At 43.5% G+C, this 12,257-nt stretch carries 8 protein-coding genes; 2 read left to right on the top strand and 6 right to left on the bottom strand.

Annotated elements, in window-relative coordinates; all coding sequences use genetic code 11:
* Positions 1–50: 50 nt before the first annotated feature.
* Positions 51–2,132 (bottom strand): TonB-dependent receptor, encoded by a 2,082-nt coding sequence (locus CL667_05860; GenBank protein MAL17216.1) that lies wholly within the window; start codon positions 2,130–2,132, stop codon positions 51–53.
* A gap of 263 nt (positions 2,133–2,395) precedes the next feature.
* Between CL667_05860 and CL667_05855 the strand changes: the two genes are divergently transcribed.
* On the top strand, positions 2,396–3,208 hold the full coding sequence (locus tag CL667_05855) for a glutamate racemase (protein MAL17215.1): 813 nt from the start codon (positions 2,396–2,398) through the stop codon (positions 3,206–3,208).
* Between the two features lie 12 nt (positions 3,209–3,220).
* Here CL667_05855 and CL667_05850 read toward each other — a convergent pair whose 3' ends face one another.
* The 4 genes from CL667_05850 to CL667_05835 all read right to left on the bottom strand — a co-directional run bounded on the left by CL667_05850 (position 3,221) and on the right by CL667_05835 (position 11,132).
* Complete coding sequence (locus CL667_05850; protein ID MAL17214.1) at positions 3,221–4,960, bottom strand: cellulase; 1,740 nt, start codon at positions 4,958–4,960, stop codon at positions 3,221–3,223.
* A gap of 2 nt (positions 4,961–4,962) precedes the next feature.
* Positions 4,963–7,587 (bottom strand): hypothetical protein, encoded by a 2,625-nt coding sequence (locus CL667_05845; GenBank protein ID MAL17213.1) that lies wholly within the window; start codon positions 7,585–7,587, stop codon positions 4,963–4,965.
* 157 nt (positions 7,588–7,744) lie between these two features.
* On the bottom strand, positions 7,745–9,790 hold the full coding sequence (locus CL667_05840) for an oligopeptide transporter, OPT family (protein MAL17212.1): 2,046 nt from the start codon (positions 9,788–9,790) through the stop codon (positions 7,745–7,747).
* A gap of 82 nt (positions 9,791–9,872) precedes the next feature.
* On the bottom strand, positions 9,873–11,132 hold the full coding sequence (locus CL667_05835; protein MAL17211.1) for a serine hydrolase: 1,260 nt from the start codon (positions 11,130–11,132) through the stop codon (positions 9,873–9,875).
* Between the two features lie 215 nt (positions 11,133–11,347).
* On the opposite strand from CL667_05835, the gene CL667_05830 reads away from it, so the two are divergent.
* The gene (locus tag CL667_05830) at positions 11,348–11,830 is read left to right on the top strand and encodes a hypothetical protein (protein MAL17210.1); all 483 of its coding nucleotides are present in this window, start codon (positions 11,348–11,350) and stop codon (positions 11,828–11,830) included.
* Positions 11,831–11,832: 2 nt separating this feature from the next.
* On the opposite strand, the gene CL667_05825 is transcribed toward CL667_05830, so the two are convergent.
* A complete protein-coding gene (locus CL667_05825; GenBank protein MAL17209.1) occupies positions 11,833–12,246 on the bottom strand; it encodes a large conductance mechanosensitive channel protein MscL in 414 nt (137 codons plus the stop codon).
* Positions 12,247–12,257: the final 11 nt, after the last annotated feature.

Raw genomic sequence — 12,257 nt, 5'->3', positions numbered from 1 at the left:
GAATGCTGAATTTTGAATGTACGGCTTGTACTACATTCAAAATTTAGCATTTAAAATCTATAATTAACCTTCACCCCGCCAAACCAGTTTCTTGGCGCTGCCGGCTGATAGAATCGATCTCCAAACGCATTCAAGTCATTCCCGAGACTGTACTTTTCATCCAGCAAATTATCGATGCCTACAAAGAGGTCGAGTGTCCAATTTTCAATGAATTCTTTTTTGAAACCAACTTTGGTTTGAACTAAATGGTATGGATTTGAATACACGGTATTCGCATCATTCAAAGGAATTTCATCGGTGAAATTATAGGACAGATTCCCGTAAAACCCGAGCTCTGTTTTAGCCCTTAATGTCGAAACAATCGTATGAGGAGCAACGCCCGTTAGTTTGTTCCCTGAGTAGTCGTTCCCATCGTTTATGTAATTCTTAAACTCGAAGTTGTGGTAGGTATATGAGAGGTTCCAATCCAGCTGTTGAAGAAAGTTCTCAGGGTTTTGAATGACTGCCCATTTCGTGGCCAACTCAACTCCGTATTGATCTGTGGCTCCTGCATTCCTGAAAATGACCGTCGAATTCCGATCGGATTGCTGCTGCACAATCGTTTCATCCAGCTTGAAGTAGAAGGTGGTCAGATCGTAGGTGAACCTTGCATCAACGAAAGAACCTCTTGCACCAACTTCAAAATTCGTTCCTTGTTCAGCTTCCAGGTTCAGGGCTATACTTCCCTCATTGGTTCTGAATTCTTCAATAGTTGGCGGTGAAAACCCGTAACTGATACTGCCATGTAGAGATAGCGCCGGAGATATTTTTTTGAGCAACCCAATTCTTGGAATAATCTCGGGATCAAAAGTTTTCTCGGCAAGGCCGGTTGTATCTCCGGGAAGATTAGTTACCAACCGATTCAGACTATATTCCAGTCGGTTATAGCTAACACCTGCTGTCAAATAAAAATCGTTAGGCAAATCAATTTCAGTATTCACAAAAACCAGTGATGACTGAATCTTAATTTCATCATCAAAGTTAAGCGGACCTACTTCACTGGTATCATTCTCAAAGTTTCGGGCTGCGTAATTTGCGGCCTGAAATTCACCCCCGACCGTAAAGCGGGTTCTTACTTCTCCAATATCAGTGTCAAAGTAAAAGCGGGTTCGCCCTCCTCCTGATTTTCGGCTGTCTTTTTTGTAATCCAAGTTGAACGGATTCTCGAAAGCACTAAACGTACCATATAGGGTAGTCAGATTAGAAATATCATCCGATATCTGTACATCATGAGAAATTCCGGCAAGAAAAGCCTGTTGGTCAATGCTCGCATTCGATGCTACACTTCCAAGCACAAATGGGTTTCCGGGCCGGGCCTGACTTGGGTCATTTTGATACTGATCCAGATTTAATCCTCCCGGAATTCCGTAGTACAAATCTGAATACAAAAAACTGGTTTTTAGAATCTGCTTATCACTCAGCTGAAATCGCCCCGAAAGCTCTGCTGTTTGCCGATTGAAAAAGGATTGATCCCTGTAGCCATCTGATTGCTGATTTGAGTAATTGAACCTGAGATTTCCTCCTTCAAACTGATTTTGAGCGTATGCCGAGTATCTCTGCAAGCCATATGAACCAAACATCGACCCCGCTCCCACTTCATTTTGATTGGACTGGCGGCTTTCCAGTAAAAGAGCTCCACCGTTTCCAGCCCCATAAATACTTCCTGCCGGACCACGGATCACTTCTACTTCCTGCATGTTTATCACATCCAGCAGATTAAGAGGAGTACTTCCGGATGGTTCTGTAAAAGGAATTCCATTCCAGTAAACCTTCACATTTCGCACTCCAAACGGCGCACGAAGCGAGCTCCCCCTTATCGCCACCCGATAACTTCCGGGAGCACGCTGCTCAATCCGAACGCCGGGAACAGTATTCAATCCGTAGAGTAGAGAGCCTTCATCAAATCCACCAACCAGTGCGGCATCTACATTCGTTATGGCGCCGGGCGTTTCCATGACGCTTCGGTTGCCTTCATAGCCGGTAACCACAACCTCACCGAGATCACCCTTCAGAGTGTCCGGTTCCTGCTGGGCAAAAAGCTGGGTTGATGTGAATAAGAGAAATAGAAAAAATAGTATTGTTTTGTTGTTCATAGGAACAAATTACAAAGCCTTGTATTAAGATTTAAGAATTGAATACCTTATAACAACTTTTAATTCCTTCTGTAGGATTTTAGTTTTAATTAATTGATAAGAAATGTGGCTTAGTCATTCCGTGACGAAAGCCGGAATCTAGATGGTGATAAACCCTAAATAGTTACCTTATCAAATATTCAAACCTCTGCCTTCGCAGCGGTGACTTTACTGAGGTACCAATTTTAGAAAAATAAACAACAACTACTCCTAAATACTTCCATTTGCAAGATTTAAAGAACGCACCCATTGGGATTTTTGATTCAGGTATTGGCGGACTTACCGTAGCCAAAGCTGTGATTGATGCCCTCCCCAACGAAGATATTATTTATTTCGGAGACACCGCACGGGTTCCCTATGGAATAAAATCAGAGGAAACGGTGCGTGCTTACGCGCTTCAAATCACCAATTTTTTATTAAAGCGCGGCGTGAAAATGATTCTCATTGCCTGCAATACCGTATCGGCGTCCGCCAAAGAAGAAATCATTCAGGCCGCTGGGGATATTCCGGTTTTAGATGTAATTACTGCAGGAACTAAAAACGCTGTTTCTCTGCCAAACCATAAGCATGTTGGAGTTATTGGAACCCTGGGAACAGTGAATTCCCAAGCTTATGTAAAATCAATTCATGCGTATGATCCAACCATAAAAGTTACCCAGCAGGCTTGCCCTATTTTAGTGCCTTTAGCTGAGGAAGGATGGATTGATAATGAAGTGGCCATTCAAACCCTACACCATTATCTGGATGATTTTGATGACAGCGGAATTCAATCTCTTATTTTGGGATGTACACACTATCCCCTTTTTAAAGATGTGATTCCAAAAGTTCTTAAAAATGGAAATATCGAAATCATTGACTCAGCTGAATCCATTGCAGAATCGGCGAAAGTAAAACTGGATGGTTTAGGAATCTTAAACGAAGACGGCGGCGATTTCCAATGTTTTGTAAGTGATAGACCCCAGCGTTTTCATGAACTGGCAGAACGGTTTTTAGGAAGGACTCTGAACAGTGTTGAGGTTGTCTCTCTAGATAAATAGGAATCTAACGGGTTAATCTTCTGGCCTTAAAGCCTCCAGCCCACTAAATAGAAAAACCGCCGGAGCATTCCAGTTTATGGTAATTTCATTAGTAGAATAACTGCACCAGTTATCTAAAAAGGCCAGCGCCGGCAGTTTGCTTGGATACATCTCCTCCCCACAATCCTGATTCATATTCCGTGGATTAGGTCCACCTGAAACCAAGCCCGGTACCGGTTCTTCTATTCCATCAGCCTCAGAGGGCCGGTGATGGATATTCATCACCCGTTTATCACCGTAGCCTGTAATGTAGCTGTAACCAGTAGGATTAACCCCCAGCAAATAATCCGCAACATGAAGAGCTGCGTCATAATATTTTTCATCTCCGGTTATTTGATAAGCTTGAAGAATAGCCATTCCCACATTTCCTGCATGACCGTTAGATCCCCACATGAAGTAACTATCATCATGACCAAAAGGTGAGCGATATGGGGCCGTTTCCGAAGCTGATACATGAGTATCAACCATTTCCATTAATTTCTCAATCAACCCCTTTTGATTCAGATTTAAATCGGAGTTTTTTGAATGGTGAACAAGAGAATAGAGACCTAATGCCCGAACATCATTCCAATCCGGGATTGAGAATTGCTCAGACTTCCACCCCGATTCAGAGTAGTATGATTTATCTCCGGTAGTAATATACAGCTCAGCGCCAGCCCAAAATTTCTCATCAGAAGCATTTCTGTCTCCATAAGCTCCAGTAACAATATCTGGTTCATATTGTTGGTTCATACTATTTTGCCTGTAAAGAACATCGGGATTTTTCTCAGCCCACAGCCACGCTTTTTTTGCTGCAGTTAATGCCGAGTCTGCAAAAGCCGGTTCATAATCTTTGTATACCCTTGCAGCCTGAGCCATCATCGCTGCAAAGTCGAGTGTGGCAGGAGTGTTTTTCATTACCGCGTAACGCTGACTATTAGCGTTTTCCGGCATTACGGCTCCCTCAAAATTTGCCGTGGTAAGCTTATGATATACCCCTCCGTCTTCCGGATCCTGCATCGTTATCAGCCAGCGAAGATTCCAAAGTGCCTCATCCAAAATGTCAGGAATGTGATTTCCGCTTTCAGGAATATTAAGTCTCTGTTTTTTGAAATAGTCTGGAAACTGTTCAAAAGAAAACAGCAACGTATAAGTACTGATCCCCGAGTTAACCACATACTTGTTGTAGTCACCAGCATCATACCATCCCTTAGGAGATGAAAATATGACGCCTTCGGGACGGCTCTCGGTTGCAGCTGACGCATGGATCATTATGTTCTGATCCGGGTGACCTTCCGCGCGTGCCCATTTACCAGCAAACTCTTCATCAAGTGGCGTAGAAGCCCGCATGAAATAGTAGGCTTTAAGCACCGCATCGGTAACATTTTCAAATACTTCGTTGCCAATCACAAATTCATGGGAAGTCGCTCCGCCTTCAACCTCAAGAACATATGTACCGGGCTCTTTGAAATCTGAAAAATCAGCAATCTTGATCTCTTCCCCTGATGGTATATTTAACCCGCCTTCTTCCAGCTCACCCGTAAACCTGACTTCTCCACTTGTTGCTTCTTTTATGTAAAAAACCGAGGCTTCAATTTCCGGAGTTACGGATATTTTAGGGAGATCCGGATAGTATCCAAGCTGATTGACTTTAGGGAGTGGAGTTTGTGCAACTGCTAATCCTGAGTAGATTCCTAAGAATGCCAGTATCAGAAAACCTTTAACCTTTTCCATAGTTATTTGATAAGAAGCATTTTTTTAGTGGCTGTGAGCCCTTCACTTTGAATCTTATAGATATAAACACCACTTGCGAGCCCTGCCGCATCAAAAGTGACTGTGTGTGTTCCTGCCGGTTTCATCCCTTCTACTAATGTTTTAATCAACCGGCCACTGGCATCAAAAACTTCCAGCTTGGTGAAAGAAGCGCCGGCAAGGTTAAACTCAATTTGAGTAGTAGGATTAAAAGGATTTGGATAGTTCTGTTTGAGCTCAAAAGTGTTAGGGTTTAAAGACTCGCCTTCAGTCCCCACAGATATTGAAATAAGAAGCGGTTCAGATTCTCTAAAAATAGTGGGATCATCGCTATCCTGAATTCGAATGTATAAAGTATCCGCAGGCGGATTTTCAGGAATACTAAATCTAAAATAGAAGTCTTCATTTGGCTCTAAGCCTGCTTCAATGAGTGTTGGTTCTTCCTGATTTGCGAATCGGTAATACAAATCCACGCTATCCACCAGAAAGGTATTCCAGCCCAAATACAATCTTTTTCCGGGTTCGTTACCATTAGGCGTATCGACCGAAATGCCGGTGACCGATCTCCCGGGGGTAATTTTGATAATGGCCGACTGAGCCCAGTTTTCAGCATCAGAAGAATCTTCAATTCTGAATAAAATAGAATCTCCCTTTGCATCCGGGACTTCAAAACCTTCATAACTTCCTACGGAGGCATTGACTCCGGACACAATCTCAGTATACTCGTCATCCGAAAAGATTTTATAGGAGATATCTACTGTATTGACATCACTAGCTGTCCATTCCAGTGTTATTTCAGATCCGGCATCATAAAGAGAATCTGACCCAGGACCCGTAACTGAAATCGTTTTTGTTGTGGTGTGAGTATACTCGGGTGTAGTAGCCTCAAAAGCTACTGAGAGATAAATAAAAGGCGAGTTCCAGTAGGTCGTAACTTCATTGGTAGAATAACTGCAGTAATCATCGAGGTAGGCCAATGCGGCTAATGATGAGTTATAAGCTCCTACTCCACAATCCTGACTTTGATTATTGGGATTTGCTCCGCCAGCCACCCATCCCGGAGTAGGTTCGGTAATGTTATCTGCTTCTGATTGACGATGATGAATGTTCATTGGAGTTTGTTCGCCAAATCCCGTCACGTAGCTATATCCAATTCCATTCCTTCCCAATAAATAATCCATAACATGGAGTGCGCTATTGTAGTATTGGTCTTGCCCGGTTGTTTGATAAAGCATAAACAAAGCCATTCCCAGATTTCCTGCTCCACCGTTTGAGCCCCAGTTAAACTGCCAAGACTCAATTCCAAAAGGTGAACGATAGGGTGAATTATTTCCACTACTTACATACCAACTAAATCCAGTTTGCAGTGCTTGTTTCATTGAAGCGGTGTCAGCTAAACCAACACTGGTTAGGTTTTGGCGATGATGTAATAATGAAAAAAGTCCCAGAGCCTGAACATTTCCCCATCCGGAATTACCAACATTGCTCCAGCCTCCGTCATTGTAATAATCATCATTTTGTGTAGTGATGTAAAGCTCAGAAGCTGCCCAAAACCATTCATCAGAAAAATTACCGTCTCCATAAGCTCCGGTTCCAATATCAGGATCATGGGCTGAATTCATGGCTCCCTGATTGTACTCCATATTTGGGTTTGCTTCAGCCCAGGCCCAGGCACTTTCGGCTGCAGCTAACGCTGAGTCAGCAAAGTCGGGCAGAAAAGGCTCATATACACGAGCAGCCTGAGCCATTACAGCGGCAAAGTCGAGTGTGGCTGCTGTTCCCTTTTGAACAACGTACCGATCGGCAGTTGCCTGAGATGGCATTACGGTGCCCTGGAAGTTGGCGTGTGTCAGTTTATTGTAAACTCCCCCATCGTCTGGATCTTGCATGGTAAACAGCCACCGAAGGGCAAAGGCTGCTTCGTCCAGAACATCAGGGACGTTATCACCACTTTCGGGGATATTCAGATCCTGATCATTGAAATATTCTGGAAACTGCTCGTAAGCAAAAAGCATGTGGTTGATACTGGAAGAAATAGGAACTACATATTTGTTGAAATCACCTGCATCATACCATCCACCCGGCGAAGAAATCCTTGACCCTGCCGGCCGATTATCTGTAGCAGCTGAAGGATGTATAATTACCTGATTATCCGGATGTCCGGCTGCTCTCGCCCATTCGCCTGCATACTCTTCCGTTAGAGGAACAGAGGCACGATTAAAGTATAAAGCCTTTGTTAATCCTTTTGATAGCTCACCAAATACATTATTCTCAATGCTGAATGGATACGATTTCCCTCCTCCGTCTGCATATAAAACATACTCGCCTGGAGTTTTAAAATCTGAAAAGTCCGCAACCTTAACTTGCTCTCCCGACAGAGAGTAATTTCTGCTTACACTAAATTCTCCCTGATATACAACGGTTCCATCTGTCGCATTTCGAATGTGAAAGCTTGTTGAGGATGAAGGTGAAATAGCAACTTTCGGAGCTTCAGGATAAAACCCTAATTGATTGAGCTTTACCATGTTATTTGCAGACTGGGAAAAAGCAGCTACCGAAAACAAAAATGTGAAAGCGATGGTCAGCTTTAATGCGGTCCTGATATTCATCTCGATTTACTTGAAGTTAGGCTGATATATTGCTCCTTGGTAAGAAGAAGCTATATGAATATGAATAATATCCGCCTATTAATCCATTGAGAAGAATTTTCATGAGAGCTATCGCACCTCAGAAACACACTTCCTGTAACCTAAGTATTATTAGCATTTAATCCTTATTTACGGCGACTTTATAAAGCCATATCATGAAACAGATTACGGCACCAACTCCAAGTAGATTTGTGAGCCATGCTAAACCTTCCGGCATAATTCGCAACGCATCCGTGCTTTCAAATAGTGCAAATGGAATGGCAAGTACAATACCGATCAGTGCTTCACCGGTTATCAATCCTGAAGAAAACAGTAAGCCTTTACGCTCGGCTCCGGTTTCTGCTTCTTCCGGGCTTTCACCGCTTGCAATTGCTCTATTTCGAACAACTTTTGCAGCTCCCCATGCAATCATCCCGCCTAAGAAAATAGGGACTGAAAGCTCAACGGGTAAGTAGATACCCACAGCAACGGCAAGCACAGGAGTTCTGAATTCAGATTCTTTACGTTTCAACACTTCATCCAGTATAATGATAGCTACGGCAATTAAGCCCCCGATGATGATCATACCCCATTCCAGATTTTGGGCAAAAACACCCTCAGCTACAGACTGCATCAACGTAGCTTGTGGAGCGGTCAGCATTTCTGCTGGGTTCATCCCTTCGCGGGGAAATACGCCTCCAAGACCATAGGCATTGAAAAGTAAACTCAAAATCGGGGCGATTACCAAAGCGGCAGCAACTACACCAACTACCTGCATAATCTGTTGTTTGTAAGGAGTAGCTCCTACTATTTGTCCGGCCTTTAAATCCTGAAGATTATCTCCAGCTAAAGCAGCGGCACAAGCAATCATCGCTCCCACAATAATGGCTGCAGCGGCGGCAGTAGTTGCTTTGTCCATATCGGCGGTAAAATCGACCTGTCCGCCAAGAATAGCCAGCAAGCATAATGAAGTGGCCAATACGGTAGCTATGGTAACTCCGGAAATCGGATTATTGGATGACCCCACCAAACCAGCCATATATCCGGCAACTGACGAGAATAGAAATCCTGCAAATAATGAAAAGACCACTCCAAATGTGATGGCCGTCCAGTAAGCGCCGCTGCTCACCGCCAGGTGTTCAATATCAATCACAAACATAAACACAATGAAGATGGGAATGGCCAGGCCAATAATACCCCAAATCACAATGTTAATAGGAGTATCCATTTCTGTTCTTGGGATGTTTCCACCTCCATCACTATTTAACTCTTTTACAGCTGCCATGGACGACTTGATACCATCAACCAGTGGTTTTGCCAAAGAAATGAGTGCCCAGACTCCACCAACAACCATAGCGCCAACACCGAGGTAACGGATTTTTTGACTCCAGATCGCCAAGGCGGCATCGTATCCTTCCGCAGCCCCCACAATAGCCGATATCTCTTCCGGACTTGTAACCGCCATATAGATCGGGATTCCGAACAGCCAGGAAATCAATCCCCCGGCAAAAATAAGCACCGCAATATTCAACCCTACGATATACCCGACCGCCAGCAGGGCCACCGATAAATCACTCCCAAAACCAAAGATGGACTTTCCGGCTTTTACCGAACCGCCAACAGAACCCGCAAAAATCTTTAAACCTGTTTGACTGAGTTTAAACAAAGCCGCCGCAATACCGGCTTGAATAATCGTCTTTATTCCTGCTCCACCTTCTGTCCCGGCTTTCAAAACCTCACCGGTAGCTACACCTTCCGGAAACTGAAGATCACTTTCTACAATTAAAGCCCGCCGAAGTGGGATGGTAAATAGCACTCCTAAAATCCCTCCAAACATAGCAATAGCGGCCGTTTCCAAAAAAGGAAAGTCGAGCCAGTATTTAAGTAGAATCAGCGCCGGAAGGGTAAATATCACTCCTGCCGCCAGTGATTCCCCGGCAGAGGCTGCCGTCTGAACAATGTTGTTTTCCAAAATATTGGATTCTTTGAACAACCTTAAAACCGCCATAGAAATAACTGCAGCCGGAATTGAGGCTGAAACCGTCATCCCAACTTTAAGCCCCAAATAGGCATTGGCACCGGCCAGAATTGCGGATAACAAAAAGCCAAGTATTACAGCTTTTACGGTGATTTGTGGCAGATCGTCATCTGCAGAAACAAAGGGGGTGAACTCTTTCTTACTCATCGCAATAATTAGGTTTTAGAATTGGAGTTGGACTAAGATAACACCAAAGTTCAATCTGGCAAGTAAAATAAACTTTCGGTTGTTAGTTTTCAGTCGGTTGATAAGGTCCATAAACAGCATCTCGAAAATCCTTATGAATGGTTCCTGCAAATGGAAAAACTTGAACGAAAAGCACTGCCGTCAACTCATTAACCGGATCTACCCAAAATAAAGTAGAAGCTGCTCCATCCCAGAAAAACTCCCCGACGGTTCCCATATTTTCTTCAGCCGATTGTGGTGGAGCAACCCGTACGGCAAAATCAATCCCGAAGCCAACCTGCCCTTTGCTTGGCAGCCAAAGCCGCTCAGTCACCTCTTCAGAAAGCTGATTGGTTGCCATGAGTTTAACCGTTTCCGGTTTCAGAATTTGCACTCCGTCCAGAGTACCTTCATTTACCAGCATTTGGGTGAAGGTCATGTAATCATCAAGTGTTGAAGCCAGTCCCCAGCCACCCGGTGTAAGCGGCCACTTTTGGGTATACATCGAGTGGGCAGCAATATCAGGAATTTGTTCCAGCTCCCCTTCCTGATTTCGCTGGAAAAGAGAAGACATCCGATCACGATCTTCTTCGGGGACAAAATAGCGCGTCTCATTCATTCCCAAAGGATCCAATACATTTTCCCGAACATAGTCTTGAAAAGTTTCGCCGGAGAGAACTTCAACGAGTCTGGCCTGCACATCAACCGAAGGGCCATAGTACCACTCTTCGCCGGGGTGGAATTCCAAAGGCAGTGAAGCCTGTTTTTCAGCAAATTCTTTAAGCGTATTTTCCCGATTTAGTGGCTGAGCATCCTGTAACAATCGGCCAATATATAAGTGATTTCCATCGTTGGCGAAACCAGAAGTATGCCGTGTTATATCCCGAACGGTTAAAGGCCTTTTGGGCTCAAGCAAAATAGGATTGCCTTCATCGTCCATGCCTTCAAAAACCTTTACGTCTCTAAATTCCGGCAGGTAATCAGAAAGCGGATCATCCAACTCAAATTTGCCCTGCTCATATTGCTGCATCAATGCCGTGCCGGTGATAGGTTTTGTCATTGAAAAGATAACCGCTATGGATTCCCGGCTCATCGGGATGTCTTCTCTTCGGTCTGCATGGCCAAAAGCCCCAAAGTAAACCTCTTCCCCATCTTCATATATAAGAGCAGAAGCACCTGCTACACGGTTTGAATCCACAAAACTTTGAAGAGCTTTGTCAATTCTATTACCAGTCTGTGAATCAACAATTCTTTCAGTTTTGGTAGTAGTACAGGCTACAGCTGCAATCATCGTCATTGCAATTAATAGAGTTGAAATCCGCATTGTGAAAAAGTTTGGTTAGCTGTTGTTGCACATAGAGTAAGGGAAAGAAAAATAATTAACTAATCGAAATAGCTTGGGTTTTTAGGTTTTTGTTTTGAAGTAACCTCGTGAAATTTCGCATATGCAGACAACAAAAATTCTAATCCTAACTTATATGTCTCTTTTATACTATCCCGATTGTCGTACAGGTAACCACCAATGACTCAACAATTCTTATGAACAAACTCATTTTACTTCTTGGCCTCATAATTGGCTCGCTTTCAATTACGGATTCTCCTGTATCGTTAGCTCACGAAAATGAAACTACCCCTGTTTTTAATATAGAGGATTACAGCTGGCTGGTCGGTTCCTGGACCGGAGATGGATTTGGCGGAATTTCTCAGGAAACGTGGTCTGAACCTGTAAATGGAACTATGATGGGCATGTATCGCCATATCAAAGATGGCGAACTGGTGTTTTATGAATTTCTGTTGCTTGATGAAACCGGCATCCGACTCAAACATTTCAACCCTGACCTAACCGGCTGGGAAGAAAAAGACGATATGACTTCCTTCGAAATGATCAGCTTTTCCAAAGACAGGATTGAAATGAAAGGGCTGACTTTTGAAAAGAAGTCTGATACGGAGATGACTATTTCTCTGAAGATGAGACGCGCCGGTGAAATCACTACTGAGGTTTTTAATATGAAGCGGGATTAATATCACTTCTTCAACAAATCACGAATCTCAGTCAATAACACTTCTTCTTTTGAAGGCTCAACAGGCTTAGGGGCCGGCTTCTCTTCTTCTTTTTTCATAAATTGATTGTAAGCCTTCACCACCATAAAGATTGCTGCAGAAGTAATTAAAAAGGTGATAATGGTATTAATAAAAGCCCCGTAATTGATGGTAATTGCTTGAAGTGTTCCATCTTCCAGTGTGCGCTCGGCAATGGTGAGTTTGAGATTTGCAAAATCTACTCCGGCTATAAAATATCCTACGGGAGGCATGATGATGTCATTCACAAATGACTTCACGATAGCACCAAAGTAGGTAGCCATGATAAGCCCCACCGCAAGTTCTATGACATTTCCTCGAGAGACAAACTTCTTAAACTCTTGTATCAAATCTTTCATTACTTCTTGAT

The sequence above is a fragment of the Balneola sp. genome (assembly GCA_002694685.1).
Classification (GTDB): domain Bacteria; phylum Bacteroidota; class Rhodothermia; order Balneolales; family Balneolaceae; genus Gracilimonas.
Note: the sequence above shows the minus strand (reverse complement) of the source record. Positions and strands in the feature narration are given on the sequence as shown.